This window comes from Denitromonas halophila (genome assembly GCF_007625155.1).
GTDB classification, from domain to species: Bacteria; Pseudomonadota; Gammaproteobacteria; order Burkholderiales; family Rhodocyclaceae; genus Nitrogeniibacter; species Nitrogeniibacter halophilus.
This window is the reverse complement of sequence record NZ_VMNK01000011.1, coordinates 12148-35084: the sequence shown is the minus strand read 5'-3', so window position 1 is coordinate 35084 and position 22937 is coordinate 12148. Positions and strand designations below refer to the sequence as shown.

Below are 22937 nucleotides of genomic sequence, written 5' to 3'. Positions count from 1 at the left end.
ACTGTGGTAAAGAGGAGTTCCGTCATGGCCCGAGTCACCCCGCTTCACGCTGTTCACGTCGCCGCTGGCGCCCGCATGGTCGATTTCGCTGGCTGGGACATGCCGGTCAACTACGGCTCCCAGATCGAAGAACACCACGCCGTGCGCAGCGATGCCGGCATGTTCGATGTCTCGCACATGCTCGCACTCGATCTCACCGGCGCCGACGCCACCGCCTTCCTGCGCACCCTGCTGGCCAACGACGTGGCCAAGCTCACCGTGCCGGGCAAGGCGCTCTATAGCTGCATGCTCAATGACGAAGGCGGCGTCATCGACGACCTCATCGTCTATTACTTTGCTGCCGACCACTTCCGCATCGTGGTCAACGCCGGCACCGCCGACAAGGACGTGGCCTGGATGCGCAAGCAGATCGCACGCACCGGCGCCAATGTCACGCTCGACGCCCATCGCGACCTGGCCATGATCGCCGTCCAGGGCCCCAATGCCCGCACCAAGACCTGGCATGCCATTCCGGGTTCCGAGTCGGCCAGCGCCGGACTCAAGCCCTTTTTCGCCGCTCAGGTCGGCGACATGCTGATCGCCCGCACAGGCTACACCGGCGAAGACGGCTTTGAGATCACCCTGCCCGCCAGCCAGGCCGCCGACGTCTGGAATGCACTTGCCGCCGCCGGCGTCGCGCCCTGCGGCCTGGGCGCCCGCGACACCCTGCGCCTAGAAGCCGGCATGAACCTCTACGGACAGGACATGGACGACGCCACCTCGCCGCTCAACGCCGGTCTGAGCTGGACCGTCGACATGAAAGACATCGACCGCAACTTCATCGGCCGCGCGGCGCTCGAAAGCCACCCCTCCAGCCAGAAGATGGTCGGTCTGGTGCTGCTCGAACGTGGCGTGCTGCGCGCCCACCAGACGGTGTTCACCGACACCGGCGAAGGCGAAACCACCAGCGGCACCTTCTCGCCCACCCTGCAGCAAGCCATTGCCTTTGCCCGCCTGCCGCTCGACGTGGCGGAGGGCAGCACGGTCGAAGTCGACATCCGCGGCAAGCGCCTCAAGGCGCGCACCGTCAAGCTGCCCTTTGTCCGCAACGGCCAGGCCCTCATCTGATTTGTTTTCCCGGCCCCTGCGGGGGCCACGACCCCATCCAACTCTCCGGAGCGCATTCCCATGAACATCCCCGCCGAGCTGAAGTACACCAAGAGCCACGAATGGATTCGCCGCGAAGATGACGGCACCGTCACCATCGGCATCACCGACCACGCCCAGGAAGCTCTCGGTGACATCGTCTTCCTCGACCTGCCCGAAGCCGGTCGTGTGGTTGCTGCGGGCGAAGAGTGTGCCGTGGTCGAGTCGGTCAAGGCCGCCTCCGACATCTACGCACCCGTAGCTGGCGAGATCATCGCCGCCAACGACGCCGCACTCGACGCGCCCGAATCCGTGAACGCCGACGCCTACGCCAACTGGCTGTTCAAGCTCAAGCCCGCCAACGCTGCAGATGTCGACGCCCTGCTCGACGCCGCCGCCTACGCCGAAGTCGCTGCCGACTAAGTCCGGCACTCCCCGGGTGTGGCACGCCAGCGCGTTGCCACGCCCGCTGTCCTGATGGACTCCTGCGCCCCCCAAAACAGCGAAGCCAGCCCCATGTCGATCACACCGTTCTCTGCCCCCCTGTCCACGCTCGAGCAGCGCGACGCCTTCATTCACCGCCACATCGGCCCGAGCGAGGCTGAAACCCAGTCCATGCTCGACGCCGTCGGCGCCGCCAGCGTTGACGCGCTCATCGGCCAGACCGTGCCGCCGGCCATCCGCCTGGCCGCGCCGCTGCCGCTGGCCAGCGCCAAGCCGGAACATGTTGCATTGGCCGAGCTCAAGGCCATTGCCGGCAAGAACGTGATCAAGAAATCGCTGATCGGCATGGGTTACTACGGCACGCTCACGCCCAACGTCATCCTGCGCAACGTGCTCGAGAACCCGGGCTGGTACACCGCCTACACGCCCTACCAGGCCGAGATCGCCCAGGGCCGCCTCGAAGCCCTGCTCAACTACCAGCAGATGGTCATCGACCTCACCGGCATGGAGCTGGCCAACGCCTCGCTGCTCGACGAAGCCACCGCCGCGGCCGAAGCCATGGCCATGGCCCGCCGTGTGTCGCGCAGCAAGAGCAACGCCTTCTTCGTCGACAACGCCACCTGGCCGCAGACGGTCGACGTGGTGCGCACCCGCGCTGCGCTGTTCGGCTTCGAGCTGGTGTTCGGCAACGCGGCCGACGCAGCCCAGGCCGACGTCTTCGGCGCGCTGCTGCAGAACCCCGGCCAGAACGGCGAAGTGGCCGACCTGACCGATCTCATCACCGCCCTCAAGGCCAAGGGCGCCGTGGTGGCCGTGGCCTGCGACCTGATGGCCCAGGTGCTGGTCAAGTCGCCCGGCGAGATGGGCGCCGACATCGCCCTCGGCTCGGCCCAGCGCCTCGGTGTGCCGATGGGCTTCGGTGGCCCGCACGCCGCGTTCTTTGCCACCCGCGACGCGCACAAGCGCTCGGTGCCCGGCCGCATCATCGGCGTGTCGGTCGATGCCCGCGGCAAGACCGCGCTGCGCATGGCCCTGCAAACCCGCGAGCAGCACATTCGCCGCGAAAAGGCCAACTCCAACATCTGCACCTCGCAGGTGCTGCTGGCCAACATGGCCGGCTTCTACGCCGTGTATCACGGCCCCGACGGCCTGCGCACCATCGCCGGGCGCATCCACCGCCTCGCCGCCATCATGGCCGAGGGGCTGACCCGCGCCGGCATGGCCCCGGCCAACCGCAGCTTCTTCGACACCCTCACCGTCACCACCGGCGAGGCCACCGCCAACGTGCTCTCGGCCGCCGTGGCTGCCGGCTACAACCTGCGCCGTGTCGACGCCAACACCGTCGGCCTCGCCTTTGACGAAACCCACACCGCCGACGACGTTGCCGCCTTGCTGCAGCTCATCACCGGCCAGACGGTCGCCGTGGCCGCGCTCGACGCTGCCGTGGCCGAGCGCGCCGGCGCCCTGCCCGACGCCCTGCGCCGCACCGACGCCATCCTCTCGCACCCGGTGTTCAACAGCCATCACACCGAACACGAAATGCTGCGCTACCTCAAGCGCCTGCAGAACAAGGACCTCGCGCTCGATCACTCGATGATCTCGCTCGGCTCCTGCACCATGAAACTCAACGCCACCGCCGAGATGATCCCGGTCACCTGGCCCGAGTTCGCCAACATCCACCCCTTCGCCCCCATCGATCAGGCGCAGGGCTATCTGGAGATGATCGGCTCGCTCGACGCCTACCTGCGCGCCATCACCGGCTTTGCCGCCATCTCCATGCAACCCAACTCCGGTGCGCAAGGCGAGTACGCCGGCCTGTTGGCGATCAGCCGCTACCACGACAGCCGTGGCGACCATCACCGCGACATCTGCCTGATCCCCAAGTCGGCCCACGGCACCAACCCCGCCACGGCCCAGATGTGCAACATGAAGGTAGTGGCCGTCGAGTGTGACGAGAACGGCAACGTCGATGTGACCGACCTGAAAGCCAAGGCCGAGCAGCACAGCGCCAACCTCGCCTGCCTGATGATCACCTACCCCTCGACCCACGGCGTATTCGAAGCGGCGATCCGCGAAATCTGCGACACCATTCACGCCCACGGCGGCCAGGTGTACATGGACGGCGCCAACATGAACGCCCAGGTCGGCCTGACCTCGCCCGCCACCATCGGCGCCGATGTCAGCCACATGAACCTGCACAAGACCTTCTGCATCCCGCACGGCGGCGGCGGCCCCGGCATGGGCCCCATCGGCCTGGCCGCGCACCTGGCGCCCTTCATGGCCAACCATGTAGTGCAGCCCATCGACGGCCCGCACGCCGGCCAGGGCGCCGTCAGCGCCGCGCCCTACGGCTCGGCCAGCATTTTGCCGATCAGCTGGATGTACATCGCCATGATGGGCGGCGACGGCCTCAAGCGCGCCACCGAGATCGCCATCCTCAACGCCAACTACATTGCCACCCGCCTCAAGGGCCACTACCCGGTGGTGTATAGCGGCGAAAACGGTCGCGTGGCGCATGAGTGCATCATCGACATCCGCCAGATCAAGGCCGCCTGCGGCGTGAGCGAGGTGGACATCGCCAAGCGGCTGATGGACTACGGCTTCCACGCCCCGACCATGAGCTTCCCGGTGGCCGGCACGATCATGATCGAGCCGACCGAGTCCGAAAGCCAGGCCGAGCTGGACCGCTTCATCGACGCGATGATCAGCATCCGCGCCGAAATCGCCAAGATCGAAGCCGGCCAGTGGGATGCGGAAAACAACCCGCTCAAGCACGCCCCACACAGCCAGGCCGACCTCATCGGCGACTGGGACCGCCCCTACACCCGCCAGGTGGCCGCCTTCCCGCTGCCCTGGGTCGGCGACAACAAGTTCTGGCCCAGCGTCAATCGCATCGACGATGTGTATGGCGACCGCAACCTGTTCTGCGCCTGCGTGCCGATGGATGCCTACGAGAGCTGATACCCACAGCGCATTACCCATGAAAAACGCCCTTCGGGGCGTTTTTCATTAGGCGCGCCGTGTCGAAAGATTGACGTACGCACCCGTGCGTAGCTTGGGTTGAGCGCAGCGAAGCCCAACACAACATCCGCGCGTCTCGGGACATCGTATGCTGGGCTTCGCGTTGCTCAACCCAACCTACACCCCTGAATCCATCCGCAGTACGGTCGCTAATAGCGCCCCCCGCACCAGGGGACGTTTCTATTGGCTGCTATCCCGCCATAGCCAAACCCAATAGGACATATTGCTATTTATCCTCGACGCAGGAGCCTAAGCTGAAGGCATGACTGAATGCCATGGTTTGCGAGCATGCACGCCATCCGAGCACCTCTAACAACAACGCGCGACAGGAGATGAACATGAGTGCAAACAACACGACGACAACCGGCAAATGCCCGGTCATGCACGGCGGCCAAACAGCCGCCGGGGCGTCCAACACGGCCTGGTGGCCGAATGCGCTGAACCTTGACATCCTCCACCAGCACGACACCAAGACCAACCCACTCGGCGCCGGCTTCAACTACCGCGACGAAGTCAAAAAGCTCGACTTCGACGCGCTCAAGCGCGACGTCACCGCCCTGATGACCGACAGCCAGGACTGGTGGCCGGCCGACTGGGGCCACTACGGCGGCCTGATGATCCGTATGGCCTGGCACTCCGCCGGCTCCTACCGCACGGCGGACGGCCGTGGGGGCGGTGGCACCGGCAATCAGCGCTTCGCCCCGCTCAACTCATGGCCTGACAACGGCAACCTCGACAAGGCCCGCCGCCTGCTCTGGCCGATCAAGAAAAAGTACGGCAACAAGATCAGCTGGGCCGACCTCATCCTGCTCGCCGGCAACGTGGCCTACGAGTCAATGGGGTTCAAGACCTTCGGTTTCGGCTTTGGCCGCGAAGACATCTGGCACCCCGAAATGGACACCTACTGGGGCGCCGAGAAGGAATGGCTCGCCCCCAGCGATAACCCCAACAGCCGCTACTCGGGCGAGCGCGACCTCGAAAACCCGCTGGCCGCGGTGATGATGGGTCTCATCTACGTGAACCCCGAAGGCGTCGACGGCAAGCCCGACCCGCTCAAGACCGCACACGACGTGCGTGTCACCTTCGCCCGCATGGCCATGAACGATGAAGAAACCGTCGCCCTCACCGCTGGCGGCCACACCGTCGGCAAGGCCCACGGCAATGGCGACGCGGCCAAGCTCGGCCCCGCGCCGGAAGGCGCCGACGTCGAAGAACAAGGCTTCGGCTGGATGAATCACAGCACTCGCGGCGTCGGCCGCGACGCGGTCACCAGCGGCCTTGAAGGCGCGTGGACGACCCATCCGACACAGTGGGACAACGGCTACTTCGACATGCTGCTCAAGCACGAGTGGGAGCTGAAAAAGAGCCCCGCCGGCGCCTGGCAGTGGGAGCCGGTCGACCTCGCCGAGGCCGACACCCCGCCGGACGCGGAGAACCCCGCACAGCACAGCCGCGTCATCATGACCGACGCCGACATGGCCATGAAGATGGACCCGGCCTACCGCGCCATCTCCGAGCGCTTCCACAAGGACCCGGCCTACTTCAACGAAGTCTTCGCCCGCGCCTGGTTCAAGCTCACTCACCGCGACATGGGCCCCAAGGCGCGCTACATCGGCCCCGAAGTGCCGGCCGAAGATCTCATCTGGCAAGACCCGGTGCCGGCCGGCAACAGCAACTATGACGTGGCTGCAGTCAAAGCCAAGATCGCCGCCAGCGGCCTGAGCATCAGCGAGATGGTCAGCACCGCCTGGGACAGCGCCCGCACCTACCGCGGCTCCGACATGCGCGGCGGTGCCAACGGCGCACGCATCCGCCTCGCCCCGCAAAAGGACTGGGCCGGCAACGAGCCCGAGCGCCTGGCCAAGGTGCTGGCCGTGCTCGAACCCATCGCCGCCGCCACCGGCGCCAGCGTGGCCGACGTGATCGTGCTCGCCGGCAACGTGGGCATCGAGCAAGCCGCCAAGGCTGCCGGCGTGAGCATCAACGTACCCTTCTCCCCGGGCCGCGGTGACGCCACCGACGCGCAGACCGACGCCGACTCCTTCGATGTGCTCGAACCGCTGCACGACGGCTACCGCAACTGGCTCAAGAGCGACTACGTCGTCAGCGCCGAAGAGCTGCTGCTCGACCGCAGCCAGCTCATGGGCCTCACCGCCGTTGAAATGACCGCCCTGCTCGGCGGCATGCGCGTGCTCGGCACCAACCACGGCGGCGGCAAACACGGCGTCTTCACCGACCGCGTCGGCGCGCTGACGAACGACTTCTTCGTCAATCTCACCGACATGGCCAACACCTGGAAACCCGCGGGCAAGAATCAGTATGAGATTCGCGACCGCAAGAGTGGCGCCATCAAATGGACGGCTACCCGGGTTGACCTCGTCTTCGGCTCCAATTCCATCCTGCGCGCCTACGCCGAGGTGTATGCCCAGGACGATAACAGGGAGAAATTCGTGCATGACTTCGTCGCCGCCTGGACCAAGGTGATGAACGCCGACCGCTTCGACCTGGCCTGAGCCACCCTTGAAGCAACGACCCCACGCCGCCCGTCACGGGCGCGTGGGGTTTTTCATGCCGGCGCCGCGTCTCAGGGCTTCGCCACCAGCGCACCCACCATTCGCCGCGCCAGTGGCGACACCAGCATCACCGCCGGGAAGGCAAACAACCACGCCGTGAGCCAGGCACTCGCCCACAGACCGGCAAAGTCCGGCGAAAAGCCCGTGGCACGGAAGGTCGCAATGCCCGAGACCATGAGAGACATCAAACCCGACAGAATCAAACTGAACAGGGCCGGCGCAAATTTGGCGGGGATCATGCGTACACCTCCTGCCCCAGGTGCGCACCGTCAGCGCGCAGCCTCCTGGCAATGCACATGGAACGACCGTAGCCGCGGTATCGAACAAAGAAAAACAATCTCATCTTAAAACTCCGAAAAGATCCAGAAGAACACCGGCTCAGCCCGCGACCACGAGCACGGCGGACAGGTACAAACCCAGGCCAAACACCGCATGGTTCACCACGCTGCGCGCGCAGTTCTTAAGCGGCGCAGGGGTTTTTGACGCGGCAAACCCCGCGCCCATGGCCGGCTGCATCACAAACAGCGGCGCCACCACCGTCGCCGCGCCAAACAGCAACGCCGGCAACAGGGTTGGGCGCAGCAGCCACGCCATGCCGAAGGCCGCCACCAGCACCGCGGCAAACACCACGCCCACGGCGTAGTGCACCGCCCACCCCAGTGCACGCTCGCCCGCAATGGGCGCCGCCTTGGCAATGGCCGGATGCACCAACGTGCCGCGGCCCAGATGCCCAGCCCAACGGCCCAACAGGGCAAAGTTCAGCCCCTGGATGCCAAAGCGGCGCAACAGCGCGAGCCACAGGTCCATCACCACGGTCGCGCCAACACCGATGAAAACCACCTTGAATATGTCTTGAAGCAGTGCCATGAGACCCTCCTTGATCGTTGACTGACAGGCTTGTAGAGCGCACTCTAAAAGTTGAAGTCAACTTCAAGTCAAGGGGTCTTGAATGGACATTGCCGAAGTCGCCAAACAGACGGGCGTGGCCGCCTCGACACTGCGCTATTACGAAAAGAAAGGGTTGATCCGCTCGGTCGGCCGAGACGGACTCCGCCGTCGCTTTTCACCCGGCGTGGTCGACCAGCTCGCGCTCATCGCCCTGGGCCAGGCCGCCGGCCTGTCGCTCGACGAAGTGCGCACCATGCTCTCGCCCGATGGTGAGCCCAACATTGACCGAGAATTGCTCTCGGCCAAGGCCGATGAAATCGACACGCTCATCAAACGCCTGCGCGCTGTCAGCAACGGCCTGCGCCATGCCGCCGCCTGCCCCGCACCAAGCCATGCCGAGTGCCCCAGCTTCCAGAAGCTGCTCAAGGCCGCCGCGCTGGGCATGTTTGACGCGCATGCCACGCCCGCCCGCAACGCACCACGGCGCAGCCGCCCATAGCCAGGACCCAACGCCGCCACGACCCACGACACTTTTGGGTTTGGTGTTACGCCACCCAAGCGATGTGAAGAGCAGGCGACCGCTTCCCCGACGAACCCCTTGAGCGCATCGCCTCCGCCGGCACCGCCGCCGCCAACCGGGTCGACCTCGATGCGACCGGCATCCACAGCCTGTGCAGCACCGGGCTCACCAACCGCATTGCGCCGAACGTCACTCACCTCCGTCCACCTAATCGTCGGCGGCACTGTCCGCCCGGCCCGCCGCATCGATTCGATACCGCGAGTGTGACGCGGAAGAAAGATCCCGCGAGGTCGCTTCCGGGACCCGCCGACCGACTGACCGCGGTCCCGAACTGCGCTTCGTTCCGCTCTGACGACGGACCTCAAAGTGTTAGTCTGGTTGCACACAAGGAGCACCGCACCACCGTGACCCGAATTCAAATCAGTCATACAACGATCTATCGCTATCACAATGCGGTCAGTCTGAACCCGCACCGGCTGATGCTGCGCCCCAGAGAAAGCCGTGAGCTGCAACTCATGTCGCACACCGTGAGGGTATCTCCCGACGCGACGATAGCGTGGGCTCACGATGTCTCGGGCAATGCGGTCGCAACAGCGTCATTCACGGGCAAGACCGACACATTACGGATTGAGAGCAACATCGAACTGACGCTCACCAGCAACCCTTGGCCGATCTTCAACATTGCGGCAACTGCGCTCACCTACCCCTTCTTCTATTCGAACGATGATCGCGCCGATCTGGGCGCACTCGCCATCCAGCAATACCTTGATCCGATGGGGCGCCTCCAGAAATGGGCCCGATCATTCGTGCGGGGCCCCGCACCCGACACGCTGGAATTGCTGAAGGCGATCAGCCACGGCGTGTCTGAAGCCTTGCAGTACGAGGTGCGCGAAAGCGAGGGCACCCAGACACCGATCGACTCGCTCGATCGCGGCAGGGGTTCGTGCCGCGACTTCGCCATCCTGTTCGCCGAAGCCGTGCGCAGCCTGGACATCGGCGCCCGGATCGTGTCGGGCTATCTGTACGACCCGCAGAGCACCGCAACGGGCTCCTCGGGCGCCGGATCTACCCACGCATGGGCTGAGGTCTACGTGCCCGGCGCAGGCTGGATCAACTTCGACCCGACCAATCGCAGCATCGGTGGATTCAATCTGGTTCCGGTCGCCGTTGCCCGCGACATCACGCTATTGATGCCGGTGTCGGGCAGCTATGTGGGTGCGGCTGACGCTTTTGCCGGGATGGAGGTCGAGGTCCGGGTGAGCTGACCGATCAGGGCGTCAGGCGACGCCAGCGGCAGACGGAAACAATGGGAGACAGGCCGTCAATCGCTCGCGCCCCGACGAACAACATGTCGAACCTGCACACTCCCGAACTCAGCCAAGGATGCGCTGCAAGCGGCTAAAAAACGCCAAGTCACGCTCGTACTGCCCCTCGGCGAGTTGGCTGCGGAAAGACTCGATCGATTTCAAATACGCCGCGACACCATCGCGATAGCTCGCCAGACGGTCCGACGCGGCGATCGGCACCGGATCGCCGCCGCCGACCGGTATCGAATACAGCATGTTGTGCATCATCAAGCCGTAGCTCATCACCTCGCCCTCGTCCATCCCCTCGGTGGCGGCAAACCAGGCGTCCTTGAAGCCCTGAGGCGCATCCAGCGGAGGGAAGGCGATCGACTTCGCGAGGCCGACCTCCTGGATGCCGTTATGATCGAAATCGACGGCATAGCCCTCCGGCAGCAGCAGGTTGTACGCGCCCTCCCGGCTCAGGCCCGCAGGGTCGATCGGGTCGGCCAGACAGTGCATGTGCTGCACCACCGCCAACTCCTCCCGGGTGAGCGACTGCAGAAAACCTGCCGGATCGTCCATGCCGCCGCCCGCGTAGGCCCGCGCCAGAATGCCGGCATACACAGCCTGATCGCCCGCATCGATGCCACGCCTCACCGACAAGGCCATGTGCGACGCCCCCATCAGATCGGCCAGCAACGTATCGCTCTTTGTTGCAGGCCCGGCGCCCGACACGGCGCTGCTCACCCCCTCATAGGCCGCATAGGCCGCTTCGAAGCTGCTAAAGAAATCGTCGCCCGGGCGCTGCCTGGACATCAGACGCGCAGACGAGATCGGGGCACTCCCCACCGGATCGATAGCCATTTTCGTTTCTCCTCGTTGAATGCGGCGATAGTGATCCGCCCGTTTCTGCCGCCCAACCGGCACTTTCTGCCGCCTATGCCGGCGGCAACGCCGTAGTCGGGCGCACTCCGGGAAAAACGCAAGATCCACGCCATCATCCTGGCTTCAGGGGGGGCAGCGCGTGCCGATCCGGTCGAAGCCGATCTGTGGTTCAGCGCCGACGGCCATGCGACATCGATCTACTGGCTACCCTTCACGCAAACAGCCGGGCGGGATCGCCACGAAGCCTCGCTTCCGCGCTATATCAAAACGCGCCTCATCGTTCTACTCCGCCCCGGCTCACCGCTACCAGCTCATTCAAAATCCCGCAGGCCTCCACCGCGCGCTGTTCGCCGCAACGACTGCGCAGCGCCATCAACTGCTGCTCGAGCACTTGCATGCTGACGATGCGATGGCGGAGTTTGGTCAGGTGGTTGTCAATCAAGGTGTTGATATCGCCACAGTCGGCCTCGGGGTGAGTGCCAGCATCAAGCAGACGTTTGATCTCGGCCAGCGACATATCGAGGGTGCGGCAGTGGCGGATAAAGGCGAGGCGTTCAACATGCCGGGCGTCGAAGGCGCGGTAGCCATTGCTTTGCCTTTGCGGCGGCGGCAACAGACCCTGCTTTTCGTAGTAGCGGACGGTGTCTGCATCTACACCGCAGGTCTGGGCGAGTGCGCCAATGCGCATGGGATCACCTCGTCGATTGGCTGGTGGGGAGTGGCCGGTTGACCCTGGAGTGGCTTCAGGGTTTCAAATAGGCATATTGAAGCATTGGAGTGAGTGTGATGGCGGGCTGTTGCAATGGTGGATGTGCATCGCAGGCGCCGGTGGTGGGGCCGCGCTACCGGCGGGCTTTGTGGATTGCGCTGGTGATCAACGCGCTGATGTTCGTGGTCGAGATCATTGGCGGAGTGCGCTCGGGGTCGGTATCGCTGCTGGCCGATGCAGTGGACTTTGCCGGCGACGCGGCCAACTACGGGCTGTCACTGGCGGTGTTGTCGATGGGTCTGCTGTGGCGCGCACGGGCAGCGTTGGTGAAGGGACTCACCATGGGTGCCTACGGCCTGTTCGTGCTGGGCAAGACGCTGTGGGCGGCTATGGCAGGTATACCGCCCGAAGCAATCACCATGGGCGTGATCGGGGTGGTGGCGCTGGCCGCAAATGTATCGGTGGCACTGATGCTCTATGCCTACCGCGATGGCGACGCGAACATGCGCTCGGTGTGGCTGTGCAGCCGCAATGACGCGATCGTGAACGTCGCCATTGTGCTCGCGGCCTTCGGCGTGTTCGGCACCGGCTCGGCCTGGCCCGATTTGCTGGTAGCCGCCGTGGTGGCCGGATTGGCACTGACCGCGTCCACCAGCGTGGTGCGCCAGGCACGCACGGAGATTGACCAGGAGAAGCTGACCGCCGGCATCGCAAACTGAAACGGCGTAAGGTCTGCGATATGACAGGCGTACCGCACGACACGCATGCGGTGACAGGAGACTGAGCATGGCAAGCAATACCCGACCCATCGCGCTCATCGTCGGCGCGGGTGACCATCTCGGCGCGGCGATAGCCAAGCGCTTTGCGCGCGAGGGCTACCAGATTGTGGCGACTCGTCGTCGGGGCGACATGGAATCACTGATGCACGACATTCAGGCGCTCGGCGCAGATGCCACCGCAATACACTCAGACGCGCGCGACGAGCAGCAGGTGATTGAGCTCATCGAACACGTGGAGGCCACTCTGGGGCCCATTGCGGTGACCGTTTTTAACGTGGGCGGCAACGTGCGCTTTGGTATTGCCGAGACCACGGCGCAGGTCTATCGCAAGGTGTGGGAGATGTGCGCCTTTGCCGGTTTTCTGGTCGGGCGCGAAGTGGCCAAGCGCATGCTGAGCCGCCAGCGCGGCACGATTCTGTTCACCGGCGCCTCGGCCAGCCTGCGCGGCGGCATTGGTTTTGCGGCCTTTGCCGGCGGCAAGCACGCCTTGCGCGCGCTGGCGCAGAGCATGGCACGAGAGTTGGGGCCGCAAGGCATTCATGTCGCGCATGTAGTGGTCGACGGCTTGATTGAAAACGCGAACACCGCCCAACTCATGCCGGCGCTCTACGCCAGCAAGGGCAAGGGTGGCGTCGTCAAACCGGACGCTCTGGCCGAGGTTTACTGGCAGCTCCACCAGCAGCCGCGCAGCGCCTGGACGTTTGAACAGGATGTGCGGCCATCGGCCGAGCCGTGGTAGCGCAACGTAAGCCGGCGCTCACTCCCCTCGCCACGGGATGAACGCACATCGACACAACAGGTCCATACACGCGCCAACCAGCCACCCGAGTAAGCAGGAAAACGCCCCATGACAACACGCTTCAAACTCCGCACCTGGCAGTTGATCGTCCTCGCGATCGTCGTAGCCTGGGCGGTCGATTGGTTCATCCAGCGCCCCGACAGCCAGGCGCGCGCGCTCAACGCAGCGATTGCGGCCGATGGCAGCGCAGCGCTCAAGGCCTACCCCTACCCCTTCCACGTGCTGCGGGTTGAGGACGGTATAGCCGTGATGAGCACCCCACGCAGCCGCGACGTGTCGGTGACCCGCGTCATCAAGGTGCTTTACCCCGACATCAACGTGCTCGACACCAACGACGCCGCCTTCATCGCGGCGCAAAAGGAACTGGCCGGCCTGCAATTCGAGGCGCGCGACATCGTGATGAAGCAGCCGGGCGTCAAGACCGTGGCATGGGAGATCGACCGCCATTGGCTGGGGGCGCGGGGGATCGACGTACCGGCGAATTGATGCAGGGCCGATAAGCGCGGGGCGTCCGCCCGACGCGGCACCGATGGCGGATGCGCTTCGCTTATCCGCCCTACCCTCGCGCTTGGCAAACGCCTGACGAATTCCGCCGTTAGTTCACTTTTACCGCGCCGACATGCCGTCTGCCCTCGTGACGCGGGCGGCTTACCCGCGGATTTTCTCCCCGGCCAGCGCTTCGGCATGGGCGTCAGACATACCGCTGACTCGCGCAAAGCAGCCTTCAAGCGGGCAGTCCCGCCCCGGTGGGCAGCCGTGCTCGTAAGCGCATTCCTGCTGTGTCTCGTCGAACAAGACCATTTCGCGCACCTTCTCGCAGCGGCCGATCGGTGAATCGATGAAGCTCATGACAGTCTCCTTTCTGGGGCGCCGTCGTGGCCGGCGCCCCTCTTGCAAAGTGATCCTTCATCTTTATTTTTAGCGCCGATTGCGTCGGTTTGCAGGCCTATCTGGTGGTGCGACAGACACTCGCGACATAATGTCGCCATCACCCACGCCCTCGTCCCGCCATGACTTCGCTGCGCACCCTCTACCCCGCCATCGACCCCTATGCCACCGGCCACCTCGACGTGGGCGATGGGCACCGCATCTACTACGAGCGCGTGGGCACGCCGGGCGCGAAACCGGCGGTGTTTCTGCACGGGGGCCCAGGCGGAGGGATATCGGCGGATCATCGCCGGCTGTTCGATCCCGCACGCTACGACGTGCTGCTGTTCGATCAGCGCGGTTGCGGGCAGTCGACGCCGCATGCCTGCCTTGAGGCGAACACCACCTGGCATCTGGTGGCGGACATCGAAGGTTTGCGCGAATTGGCGGGCGTCGAAAAATGGCTTGTGTTCGGCGGATCGTGGGGCTCGTCGCTGGCGCTGGCGTATGCCGAGACCCATCCGGATCGCGTCAGCGAGTTGGTGTTACGCGGCGTCTACACGGTGACCCGGGCGGAGCTGGACTGGTACTACCAGTTCGGCGTCTCCGAGATGTATCCGGACAAATGGGAGGCGTTTATCGCACCAATTCCCGAACCGGAGCGTGACGACCTGATGGCGGCCTATCGCAAGCGGCTGACCGGGCATGACCCCGTGGCGCAGATTGCCGCCGCACGCGCGTGGAGCACCTGGGAGGGCAGCACGATCAAACTGCTGCCCGATGCGGACTTTGCCGCTGGCTTTGGCGAAGACCACTTTGCGCTCGCCTTCGCGCGTATCGAAAACCACTACTTCTCGCACCTGGCGTGGCTAGAAGATGGCCAGTTGCTGCGCGACGCGCACATACTGCACGGCATCCCCGGCACCATCGTGCACGGCCGATACGACATGCCCTGCCCGCTACGCTATGCGTGGGCGCTGCACAAGGCCTGGCCGGCGGCCGACTTTCACCTCATTGAAGGCGCCGGTCATGCCTATTCGGAGCCGGGCATTCTGGATCAGCTCATTCGCGCAACGGATCGCTACGCGAGCCTGAGCTGACAACGCAGTACGTCAGGCGCCCGACACAATGACCCGGTTCCGGCCGGCGGCCTTGGCGGCGTACAGCGCGTTGTCGGCCAGTTTGAGCAATGCGATGGCATCGATGTCGTCCCCGGAGTCGACCGCCACGCCCGCCGAGAAGGTGCAGCGCGTAAAGCGTCGCGAGCCGGCGTGGAACACCTCGTCGGCAAAGTGCTCCTGCAGTGCCAGCAAGCGTTCGCTGATTGTGTCGCCCGACTGCTCGGGCATGATCACCACAAACTCTTCGCCGCCATAGCGGCACACCGTATCGCTACTTCGGAACCAGCGATTGAGCGCGTCGGCCATGCGCCGCAGCACTTCGTCGCCCACGTCGTGGCCGTAGGCGTCATTGATGGCCTTGAAGTGGTCGAGGTCGATCACCGTACAAGCGAGCAAACTGCCATTGCGCCGCGCCCGTTTGACCTCGCGCGACAAGGCCTCTTCCATGTAGCGCCGGTTGTAGAGCTGGGTGAGCGGGTCGCGCACCACCTGATCGCGCAAGATCTCACGCAAATTAAGGTTTGACAGCGCCAGGTTCACACTTTCGGCCACCGCACCCAGCAGACGCCGGATGTTGCGTCGCTGCAGCTCGCTCATGCTTCCAAACGCCAGCGTGACCAAAGCGTGGGCACGCCCCTGAACCATGAGCGGAACGCACATGTACGGCCCGAGGGCTGGATCGAGATGGGTGCACTTCACCAAGGCTTCGGTCGCCACCACTTCGTAGCTGCGGCCCTGCCGGACAGCCCAGCACTCGTTGGGATGCACCAGAGTGGCCAGATCGGCCGCATCGCCCCAGCTCACCCAGTCCGCCAAATGACCATCGCGCTGGCCAGGCACATGCGCCACGATGCGCCCCGAGGTACCCGAAAAGATGCGCGCCATCGCCAGGCGCACCACGTCGGCCGCCTCATTCCGGTCATTGCAGGCCATCAACTGCTCATTGATCCGGTTCAGCTCGGTCAATTCGCCGTCGCGACGCTCGAGCGCGCCGACCATATCCTGAAGCTGCTCATTGAACTGCCGCGCCTGCTCCGCCGATGCGACGCGATCGGTGATGTCGCGCAACAAGCCGACAAACACCTTGCGATCGGCGAGCATCAGCTCGGACACGGTGAGTTCGACAGGAAACCGGCGGCCATCCTTCCTCAAGCCTTCAACCGTGCGATGAAAGCCAATGGTATTTTTGCGCCCGGTGCGCCGATAGGTATCGAGATAGCCGTCGTGCGCGCTCTGAAAAGGTTCCGGCATCAACATGCTGACATTCCGGCCGACGAGCTCCAGCGGCGTCCAGCCGAAAATCCCGGTGACCGCCGGATTGGCCGAATCGATCACGCCAGACTCGTCGATAATCACGATGCCATCGACCACCGCCTGAAAAACCCCGCTCATTCGGGCATCGCTCTGACGCAAGATGGCTTCAATGCGCCGCCGCTCTTCGACCTCTCGCGTGAGTCTGGCCGTGGCTTCACCAATCTGGCGAGCCACTTCGGTGCGCTGGCCACTGACCGTCAGCAAAAACCCATGCAGCAGTGCAAAAAATATCGCGCTGCCGATCATCGCGATCCACAGCAAAGGCAGGCCATCGGCCGCTTCGAATCTGCCATCGGAGGCCATGCGCAGTTGCCATACCCGGTCGCCGACGGGAAGGGTCTCGGTCATGACAAACCCATCGTTGACCGGTCGCAGTGCGGCAGGATACAAACGGCTGTTGCCCGCGCCGTCGCTGGCGTCCGACAAGGACACAAACAGACCGGTCAGATCAAAATCGGCCATAACCGATGTCATCAAAGGCATCAAACGCAGCACACCCACGATCAAGCCCCGAAACACCGGGCCACCCGCCGCGCCGGTGTCCTGGAAAACGGGCGACATCAGCAACATGACTTCTTCCGCCACCCGCACATTGCTTGAAACCGGCATGGGCAAGGGGCCAAGCACGCGCAGCCCGTCCTCGGGTGCTTTCGAGATGGCATGCTCAAGCGTCGGAATCGAGGCCAGATCCACGCCAAGACGATAGGGACTGAGCTGCCGGGGCACCGAGAAAAACACCGGGTAATGCACCTCGCGCGCACGCGCCGGCGTCACACTGCCCCCCGCTTCATACTCACGAAAGACAAAACCCGCCAACCCGTCGGCCTCGGCCAAGGTCTCGTAAGTCCGCCTGTCCCGACCCGCCACTTGCGGCACCCATTGCAAGGCCACCAGTCCCGGCGCGCGCTGCACGGCGGCGTCGGCCAAGCGATGGAAAGTGCGCCGTGTCGGTGTCGCGTCCACTTCGAAAAAACGATCCACCCCGTCGAGCGCAGCCATGACCTCGCCCACGCGATCCTGAATCCGGTGGCTGATCGCGGCCCCCACAGCCTCGAATCGCGCGGCTTGCCGCTGGTGCTCAACATCAAAGGCCACGCGATACAAGGCCAACACCGCGAGCAGCACCGCGCCGGCCGGAATCACCAGTGACGCCACCCGCGTGCGCAACGGCGAATCACCGCGCCAGCTCAGGCTGAGCGCGATCGGCAACACGGCGATCACCGCAAGCACTTGCGACAACCAAGCCGCGCCAAATGCCGCGGCGGGACTCACAAAAAGCGGGAAATCGCCCAAATAGCGCAGAAGAAGGCGAAGCGCCGCCCACGGCAAGGCGGCCAGTGCGCCGGCAAAAAAGAACAGGCGCAAAGCATCGAATACATGGGCGAGCTGTTTCCAGCGGGGCACGAAACGTCGGGTCAATACCGCGCCGAGCAGGGCCTGAACATTGGCACCTACCACCCCGAACAGCGCACCCACAAAGGCGTCAGGGCGAGGCAGCGAGCCGAGCAACGGGTCGCTGATCATGCCAAAAAAAAGCGCGCCAACGGACACGCCAATGAGTGCCCAGGGGCCGCAGGCCAGCCAGCCGAGCAAGGCCACAACCGCGGGGATGGCAATGGTGAGCTCGCCGGCCACCGGCCCGGGGAACACGCTCGCCAAGACGCCGGCCAACGCATAGACCATGGCCAACACCGGCTGTCGGATCCACTGAGACTCGATCACTGACCCTCCCTGGCAGTGCGCTCCCGAGTCGATTCTATAACCAAAACAGGGCGCACTCGCAGCCCAGCCACGGATGAAACGACAATGCGCTATGGCACAAAGGGGATGTCGATCGCGTCGCTACGCCCGGCGTTCACCGTCATGGCGCGGCACAGGGCCAGAAATTCGCGCATGCCCGCACTCTGATATTTCTGCCGATGCCACACAAACAGGAAGCTGCGCATCAAGTCCAGATCCGGCACCGCCAGCGGCACCAGCGAGCCCCGACGAAAGGCGTCGCGCAGGGCCAGTCGAGACAAACAGCCCACACCCAAACCGAACTCAACGGCACGTTTGATCGCCTCCGTGTGCTCCAGCGACAAGCGCACCCGCGGCGAATGCGGGGCGCGACGAAAGGCCTGCTCAAAGGTCGCCCGCGTGCCGCTACCCGCCTCACGCACGATCCACTCCACATCCCGCAGCTCATCCAGGCTCAGATCGCCACGCCCCGCCAGCGGGTGCGTCGGCGCGCAAAACACCGCCAGTTCATCCGCCACCCAGGTTTCGACCTCAAGGTCAGGATGGCTGCAGGTGCCTTCGATCAAGCCCAGATCCAGTTCAAACGCGGCCAGTCGCTCGATGATCGAGGCGGTGTTGTGCACCTTCAGATCCACCCGGCTGTCCGGGTGGTTCTGTAAGAAACGCGCCACCAGCAGCGTCGCAAGATAGTTCCCGATGGTCAGCGTCGCCCCGATACGTAGCCGGCCATAGCCCTGTCGGCCTGCCAGCACATCTTCAATCGCCTGGCTGCGATCGAGCAGATCGGCCACTTGTGGCAATAGTTGCTCGCCCATCGTATTCAGCCGCAACACGCGGCCGACACGGTCGAACAGCAAGGTATCGAACTGCCGCTCCAACTCACCGAGCGCCGAGCTGACCGCCGACTGCGACATCGACAGCCGCTCGGCCGCGCGCGAGACGCTGTCGGCCCGGGCCACCTCGAGGAACACCTGCAACTGACGGAGGGTGATTTTCATATCGACTCAATCGAACATATCTATCCAAATTATTCGCTTTATCGAACATAAACACCACCGTAAAGTCACATCAACCCCACTTGTCTGGAGCACGAACATGAGCAACCTGGCCACCGAACGCGTCCTCAGCGTCCATCACTGGAACGAGAACCTGTTCAGCTTCCGCACCACCCGCGACCGCGGCCTGCGCTTCGAGAACGGCCAGTTCGTCATGATCGGGCTCGAGACCGAGTCGCGCCCGCTGATCCGCGCCTACAGCATCGCCAGCCCCAACTATGAAGAGCACCTCGAGTTCTTCAGCATCAAAGTGCCCGACGGCCCGCTTACCTCGCGCCTGCAACACCTGCAGCCGGGCGACCCCATCGTGGTCAGCCGCAAGCCCACCGGCACCCTGGTGCTGCGCGACCTGCGCCCGGGGCGCAACCTGTACCTGCTGTCCACCGGCACCGGCCTGGCCCCGTTCATGAGCGTGATCCAGGACCCGGAAACCTACGAGCGCTTCGAAAAAGTGGTGCTGCTTCACGGCGTGCGCTGGACCTCTGAACTGGCCTACAGCGACTTCATCGAGAAAACGCTGCCGGACAACGAATTCATCGGCGACGCGGTGCGCGAGCAACTGGTGTACTACCCCACCGTCACCCGCGAAGCCTTCCGCAACACCGGTCGCATCACCGAGGTCATCCCCTCCGGAAAGCTCTTCGCCGACACCGGCCTGCCCCAGATCGACCCAGCGCTCGACCGCGCCATGATCTGCGGCAGCCCCGCCATGCTCGACGACTGCAGCAAGATGCTCGACAACCTGGGCTTCGAGATCTCGCCGCGCACCGGCGAGACCGGCGACTACGTGATTGAACGGGCGTTCGTGGAGAAGTGATCGCGCCTGACGCGTAGCCCGGATAGAGCGCAACAAAATCCGGGAGCGGAGCCCCATTCAAGCACCGCCCCCGGATTCCGGCCTTGCAGGCCTGCATCCGGGCTACCGCCTAACGCCCCCTTTGTTTCGCCCCCACCGTTGCGATCAGATGCAACAAGCCGGGCGCCACATTCCATTGGTGGCCATCATCGGTCACGATGCTGACCGTTTTCTTGTTCAAACGCAGGACGATCCCCTCCAGCCCCTGACCATCCGCCGCTTGAAACCCTACGCGGTCCCCCACCGTAAAGCTGCCCATCAGCATCGTGCTTTTCGCCTGCGAAATGAGCTTCAGGCGTTCGACGATCAAGCGGTTGAGGAACAGCAGATCGTCCTCATTGAGCCGTTTGATCGCCTCGATGGCCGACACCCGGTCGACGATTTTCACACTACCGGGCTTCATGACCGAGTCGATACCTTCATCTGTTTGCTCAAGCACGCCAGCACCGTCTCGGTGACAAGGTCGACCGGCAGACCCAGCAGATTTTCAAGATAGAACCGGGCGCCAAAATAACGCTGTGACGTTGCCGGTCCGTCGAAAGCGACCAGCCCGTCCACGTCGCTACGCTCGGTCGCCTTACCCCGAGCTGTCGAGCCAAACAGCCCCAACCGCGTCACACCGAACCGGTGTGCCAGTTCAGGCTTGCACCTCTCCGGCAGCGCGATGGCTCGTTGCCTGTCCACAGGGTAATCCCCACACGTTATCGTCGAACCCAGTATGCACACGTCTGTCCGTGCGCTCACACGGCAGATAGCCCGGATCGTCCCTCCACCTCGGCTCCCTCGCACGCTGAGAGCAAGGGAGCACCGATATCATACAAGCCCGGATGCAGCGCAGCGGAATCCGGGAGCGGTGCCTCATTCAGCCGTTGTCCCCGGACTCAGGCCCTGCAGGCCTACATCCGGGCTTCGCTCGCTCCGCAATCAGGCGGTCTTCGCAACTCGTGCCCTCCGCCTCAAGAAACCAAAAAGCACCGAAGCGGCGCCAGTTCAGCGCGTACCTCTTATCCAAGGAAAAATCTACTTCCTTTCCCCCAATAGGCGTATCAAATCGATCGGGACCAAAAATTGCACCCTGAGATATGTCGTAATGCCAGCACTTTGCATCTTTGGCAGTTGGATGAATTAGCCGGTCCATATCATTCATGACTAGGGAAACACCTGCCGAGGCCACACCTGATGCGACGTAGCGCTCTAGAAGGTACAAGTCAAAATAGACGTCCTTCATGAAAATATCGGTCGCGCCGCGCTTCCCTCCCGAAGAAGCCAACGTTCGATAACACTTCATTTCCACCGCGATCTTGTGCTCACGGCCTTGGAAAGAACCACTGAACAACAGATCAATTTCTCGCCCCCTCCCGTTTACCTTTACGCCTGTTTCCAACTCAATTTCGTAGCATTCTTCATCGTGAAACGCAATCAGAGGGAGCAGTTGTTGAAGCACGTAAGCGTACTGCAACTGCATAGAAGCTTCTTTGTTTATCGGCAGCATTCCGCTACCAACTTTCCGAGAAAACATCCCCCACGCGAATGAAACAGCTGCCCTCATTCGTTCAGAGAAAATATCGGATTCAATCAATGTCATAGTCCGTTCACCCGCGAAATCGCCTCCTCCACCCGATCCACGGCAATCACCTCGATCCCCTTCACGCCGCCTTTCGGCGCATTGGCCTTGGGCACGATGGCGTGGGTGAAGCCGAGCTTGGCGGCTTCCTTGAGGCGCTCTTGGCCACGTGGCGCGGGGCGGATTTCGCCGGCGAGGCCGACTTCGCCGAAGACGGCGAGCTGCGCGGGCAGCGGTTTGTTCTTGAGTGAGGAGACGATGGCCAGCAGTACGGCGAGGTCGGCTGCGGGTTCGGTAATTTTGACGCCGCCAACGGCATTGACGAAAACATCCTGATCGGCGCACTGGATGCCGGCATGGCGGTGGGCGACGGCGAGGAGCATGGCGAGGCGGTTCTGCTCCAGGCCGACGCTGAGGCGGCGCGGGCTGGGGGCGTGGCTGTTGTCGACCAGAGCTTGCACTTCGACCAGCAGCGGACGCGTGCCTTCTTGCGTGACCAGCACGCAGGCACCCGGCACCGGCTGGCTGTGCTGCGACAGGAAGATGGCCGAGGGGTTGGAGACCGGACGCAAGCCGCGGTCGGTCATGGCGAACACGCCGAGTTCATTCACCGCGCCAAAGCGGTTCTTGAAGGCGCGCACCAGGCGGAAGCTGGAGTGGGTGTCGCCCTCGAAATAGAGCACGGTGTCGACCATGTGTTCGAGCACGCGCGGGCCGGCGAGGCTGCCGTCCTTGGTGACATGGCCCACCAGAATGAGGCTGGTGCCGCTTTGCTTGGCAAAACGGGTGAGCTGGGCAGCGCATTCGCGCACCTGGGTGACCGAGCCGGGGGCGGAGCTGTAGGCGTCCGAATACAGTGTCTGGATGGAGTCGATGACGGCAATGCGCGGCCGGGCAGCGGCGAGCGTGCCGAGTATGGCTTCGAGGCCGATCTCGGGTAGCAGTTGCAGGCCTTCGGTGGGCAGCTGCAGACGCTGCGCGCGCAGGGCGACCTGGTCGGCGGATTCTTCGCCGCTGACGTAAATAACCTTGTGATGCGGCGCGAGCACCGCCAGCGCTTGTAGCAGCAAGGTGGACTTGCCAATACCGGGATCGCCGCCGATCAGCACTACGCCGCCAGCCACCAGTCCGCCACCAAGCACGCGGTCGAACTCGCCAATGCCGGTGGCGATGCGCGGCTCTTCGCGCGGTTCGATCTCGGACAGCGCGCGCAAACCACTGGTGGTGCCGGCCAGCGCGGCAAAGCGGTTGGGGCCGCTGCTCGATTCGGCGACGGTTTCGACGATGGTGTTCCACTGGCCGCAGTGCGGACACTGCCCCTGCCAGCGCGGCGTACTGCCGCCGCACTCGTTACAGACGAAGCTGGCGCGTGATTTTGCTTTGGTGGCCAT

Annotated in this window: 22 protein-coding genes; 11 read left to right on the top strand and 11 right to left on the bottom strand. The window is 64.0% G+C overall.

What is annotated here, in order from left to right; genetic code table 11:
- Window positions 1–24: 24 nt before the first annotated feature.
- The 4 genes from gcvT to katG all read left to right on the top strand — a co-directional run bounded on the left by gcvT (window position 25) and on the right by katG (window position 7103).
- On the top strand, window positions 25–1107 hold the full coding sequence (gene gcvT / locus FHP91_RS12285; protein ID WP_144309886.1) for a glycine cleavage system aminomethyltransferase GcvT: 1083 nt from the start codon (window positions 25–27) through the stop codon (window positions 1105–1107).
- A gap of 60 nt (window positions 1108–1167) precedes the next feature.
- The gene (gene gcvH, locus FHP91_RS12280; RefSeq protein ID WP_144309885.1) at window positions 1168–1548 is read left to right on the top strand and encodes a glycine cleavage system protein GcvH; all 381 of its coding nucleotides are present in this window, start codon (window positions 1168–1170) and stop codon (window positions 1546–1548) included.
- Between the two features lie 93 nt (window positions 1549–1641).
- On the top strand, window positions 1642–4530 hold the full coding sequence (gcvP, locus tag FHP91_RS12275; protein WP_144309884.1) for an aminomethyl-transferring glycine dehydrogenase: 2889 nt from the start codon (window positions 1642–1644) through the stop codon (window positions 4528–4530).
- A gap of 398 nt (window positions 4531–4928) precedes the next feature.
- Complete coding sequence (katG, locus tag FHP91_RS12270) at window positions 4929–7103, top strand: catalase/peroxidase HPI (RefSeq protein WP_144309883.1); 2175 nt, start codon at window positions 4929–4931, stop codon at window positions 7101–7103.
- A gap of 71 nt (window positions 7104–7174) precedes the next feature.
- On the opposite strand, the gene FHP91_RS12265 is transcribed toward katG, so the two are convergent.
- A complete protein-coding gene (locus FHP91_RS12265; protein ID WP_144309882.1) occupies window positions 7175–7402 on the bottom strand; it encodes a DUF2798 domain-containing protein in 228 nt (75 codons plus the stop codon).
- 139 nt (window positions 7403–7541) lie between these two features.
- Window positions 7542–8030: a DUF2938 family protein gene (locus FHP91_RS12260; RefSeq protein ID WP_144309881.1), complete on the bottom strand. Its 489-nt coding sequence runs from the start codon at window positions 8028–8030 to the stop codon at window positions 7542–7544.
- An 82-nt stretch (window positions 8031–8112) separates the two neighbouring features.
- Between FHP91_RS12260 and FHP91_RS12255 the strand changes: the two genes are divergently transcribed.
- Both FHP91_RS12255 and FHP91_RS12250 read left to right on the top strand, forming a co-directional pair.
- The gene (locus FHP91_RS12255; RefSeq protein ID WP_144309880.1) at window positions 8113–8550 is read left to right on the top strand and encodes a helix-turn-helix domain-containing protein; all 438 of its coding nucleotides are present in this window, start codon (window positions 8113–8115) and stop codon (window positions 8548–8550) included.
- Window positions 8551–8975: 425 nt separating this feature from the next.
- Complete coding sequence (locus tag FHP91_RS12250) at window positions 8976–9836, top strand: transglutaminase family protein (RefSeq protein WP_144309879.1); 861 nt, start codon at window positions 8976–8978, stop codon at window positions 9834–9836.
- Between the two features lie 108 nt (window positions 9837–9944).
- Here FHP91_RS12250 and FHP91_RS12245 read toward each other — a convergent pair whose 3' ends face one another.
- Together FHP91_RS12245 and cadR are read right to left on the bottom strand one after the other, a co-directional pair.
- Window positions 9945–10721, bottom strand: a complete 777-nt coding sequence (locus tag FHP91_RS12245) for a hypothetical protein (RefSeq protein WP_144309878.1) — start codon at window positions 10719–10721, stop codon at window positions 9945–9947.
- A 295-nt stretch (window positions 10722–11016) separates the two neighbouring features.
- Window positions 11017–11430, bottom strand: coding sequence for a Cd(II)/Pb(II)-responsive transcriptional regulator (cadR, locus tag FHP91_RS12240; RefSeq protein WP_144309877.1), 414 nt, complete (start codon window positions 11428–11430; stop codon window positions 11017–11019).
- Window positions 11431–11528: 98 nt separating this feature from the next.
- Between cadR and FHP91_RS12235 the strand changes: the two genes are divergently transcribed.
- The 3 genes from FHP91_RS12235 (at window position 11529) to FHP91_RS12225 (ending at window position 13515) form a co-directional block, all read left to right on the top strand.
- On the top strand, window positions 11529–12170 hold the full coding sequence (locus FHP91_RS12235; RefSeq protein ID WP_144309876.1) for a cation transporter: 642 nt from the start codon (window positions 11529–11531) through the stop codon (window positions 12168–12170).
- A gap of 67 nt (window positions 12171–12237) precedes the next feature.
- Window positions 12238–12969, top strand: a complete 732-nt coding sequence (locus FHP91_RS12230; RefSeq protein WP_144309875.1) for an SDR family NAD(P)-dependent oxidoreductase — start codon at window positions 12238–12240, stop codon at window positions 12967–12969.
- A gap of 108 nt (window positions 12970–13077) precedes the next feature.
- The gene (locus FHP91_RS12225) at window positions 13078–13515 is read left to right on the top strand and encodes a glutamate-ammonia-ligase adenylyltransferase (protein ID WP_144309874.1); all 438 of its coding nucleotides are present in this window, start codon (window positions 13078–13080) and stop codon (window positions 13513–13515) included.
- Window positions 13516–13677: 162 nt separating this feature from the next.
- Here the strand turns inward: FHP91_RS12225 and FHP91_RS12220 are convergent, their stop codons facing one another.
- Window positions 13678–13878, bottom strand: a complete 201-nt coding sequence (locus FHP91_RS12220; protein ID WP_144309873.1) for a hypothetical protein — start codon at window positions 13876–13878, stop codon at window positions 13678–13680.
- A gap of 161 nt (window positions 13879–14039) precedes the next feature.
- Between FHP91_RS12220 and pip the strand changes: the two genes are divergently transcribed.
- The gene (pip, locus tag FHP91_RS12215; RefSeq protein ID WP_144309872.1) at window positions 14040–14996 is read left to right on the top strand and encodes a prolyl aminopeptidase; all 957 of its coding nucleotides are present in this window, start codon (window positions 14040–14042) and stop codon (window positions 14994–14996) included.
- 12 nt (window positions 14997–15008) lie between these two features.
- On the opposite strand, the gene FHP91_RS12210 is transcribed toward pip, so the two are convergent.
- Both FHP91_RS12210 and FHP91_RS12205 read right to left on the bottom strand, forming a co-directional pair.
- Window positions 15009–18053 carry a diguanylate cyclase gene (locus FHP91_RS12210; protein WP_144309871.1) on the bottom strand — a complete coding sequence of 1015 codons (3045 nt, stop codon included), beginning with the start codon at window positions 18051–18053 and terminating at the stop codon, window positions 15009–15011.
- 89 nt (window positions 18054–18142) lie between these two features.
- Complete coding sequence (locus FHP91_RS12205; RefSeq protein ID WP_144309870.1) at window positions 18143–19069, bottom strand: LysR family transcriptional regulator; 927 nt, start codon at window positions 19067–19069, stop codon at window positions 18143–18145.
- 97 nt (window positions 19070–19166) lie between these two features.
- Between FHP91_RS12205 and FHP91_RS12200 the strand changes: the two genes are divergently transcribed.
- Window positions 19167–19943: a ferredoxin--NADP reductase gene (locus FHP91_RS12200; RefSeq protein WP_144309869.1), complete on the top strand. Its 777-nt coding sequence runs from the start codon at window positions 19167–19169 to the stop codon at window positions 19941–19943.
- A gap of 109 nt (window positions 19944–20052) precedes the next feature.
- On the opposite strand, the gene FHP91_RS12195 is transcribed toward FHP91_RS12200, so the two are convergent.
- From FHP91_RS12195 to radA, 4 genes are all read right to left on the bottom strand, one after another.
- Window positions 20053–20421, bottom strand: coding sequence for a hypothetical protein (locus FHP91_RS12195; RefSeq protein ID WP_222105201.1), 369 nt, complete (start codon window positions 20419–20421; stop codon window positions 20053–20055).
- The gene (locus FHP91_RS12190; RefSeq protein ID WP_144309867.1) at window positions 20382–20666 is read right to left on the bottom strand and encodes a nucleotidyltransferase family protein; all 285 of its coding nucleotides are present in this window, start codon (window positions 20664–20666) and stop codon (window positions 20382–20384) included. Before FHP91_RS12190 ends, FHP91_RS12195 begins: the two co-directional genes overlap by 40 nt.
- 178 nt (window positions 20667–20844) lie before the next feature.
- On the bottom strand, window positions 20845–21567 hold the full coding sequence (locus tag FHP91_RS12185; RefSeq protein WP_186301535.1) for a hypothetical protein: 723 nt from the start codon (window positions 21565–21567) through the stop codon (window positions 20845–20847).
- Entirely contained in the window at window positions 21564–22937 is a 1374-nt protein-coding gene (radA, locus tag FHP91_RS12180; RefSeq protein WP_144309866.1) for a DNA repair protein RadA, read from the bottom strand. Before radA ends, FHP91_RS12185 begins: the two co-directional genes overlap by 4 nt.

Excerpts from the sequence above, each read along its gene's own strand:
- FHP91_RS12225 (WP_144309874.1), top strand. The coding sequence starts at position 13,078 with ATGACAACACGCTTCAAACTCCGCACCTGGCAGTTGATCGTCCTCGCG.
- FHP91_RS12235 (WP_144309876.1), top strand. The coding sequence starts at position 11,529 with ATGGCGGGCTGTTGCAATGGTGGATGTGCATCGCAGGCGCCGGTGGTG.
- gcvH (WP_144309885.1), top strand. The coding sequence starts at position 1,168 with ATGAACATCCCCGCCGAGCTGAAGTACACCAAGAGCCACGAATGGATT.
- pip (WP_144309872.1), top strand. The coding sequence starts at position 14,040 with ATGACTTCGCTGCGCACCCTCTACCCCGCCATCGACCCCTATGCCACC.
- gcvP (WP_144309884.1), top strand. The coding sequence starts at position 1,642 with ATGTCGATCACACCGTTCTCTGCCCCCCTGTCCACGCTCGAGCAGCGC.
- FHP91_RS12230 (WP_144309875.1), top strand. The coding sequence starts at position 12,238 with ATGGCAAGCAATACCCGACCCATCGCGCTCATCGTCGGCGCGGGTGAC.
- FHP91_RS12245 (WP_144309878.1), bottom strand. The coding sequence starts at position 10,721 with ATGGCTATCGATCCGGTGGGGAGTGCCCCGATCTCGTCTGCGCGTCTG.
- FHP91_RS12265 (WP_144309882.1), bottom strand. The coding sequence starts at position 7,402 with ATGATCCCCGCCAAATTTGCGCCGGCCCTGTTCAGTTTGATTCTGTCG.
- cadR (WP_144309877.1), bottom strand. The coding sequence starts at position 11,430 with ATGCGCATTGGCGCACTCGCCCAGACCTGCGGTGTAGATGCAGACACC.
- FHP91_RS12255 (WP_144309880.1), top strand. The coding sequence starts at position 8,113 with ATGGACATTGCCGAAGTCGCCAAACAGACGGGCGTGGCCGCCTCGACA.
- katG (WP_144309883.1), top strand. The coding sequence starts at position 4,929 with ATGAGTGCAAACAACACGACGACAACCGGCAAATGCCCGGTCATGCAC.
- FHP91_RS12205 (WP_144309870.1), bottom strand. The coding sequence starts at position 19,069 with ATGAAAATCACCCTCCGTCAGTTGCAGGTGTTCCTCGAGGTGGCCCGG.
- FHP91_RS12220 (WP_144309873.1), bottom strand. The coding sequence starts at position 13,878 with ATGAGCTTCATCGATTCACCGATCGGCCGCTGCGAGAAGGTGCGCGAA.
- radA (WP_144309866.1), bottom strand. The coding sequence starts at position 22,937 with ATGGCCACCAAAGCAAAATCACGCGCCAGCTTCGTCTGTAACGAGTGC.
- FHP91_RS12185 (WP_186301535.1), bottom strand. The coding sequence starts at position 21,567 with ATGACATTGATTGAATCCGATATTTTCTCTGAACGAATGAGGGCAGCT.
- FHP91_RS12200 (WP_144309869.1), top strand. The coding sequence starts at position 19,167 with ATGAGCAACCTGGCCACCGAACGCGTCCTCAGCGTCCATCACTGGAAC.
- gcvT (WP_144309886.1), top strand. The coding sequence starts at position 25 with ATGGCCCGAGTCACCCCGCTTCACGCTGTTCACGTCGCCGCTGGCGCC.
- FHP91_RS12260 (WP_144309881.1), bottom strand. The coding sequence starts at position 8,030 with ATGGCACTGCTTCAAGACATATTCAAGGTGGTTTTCATCGGTGTTGGC.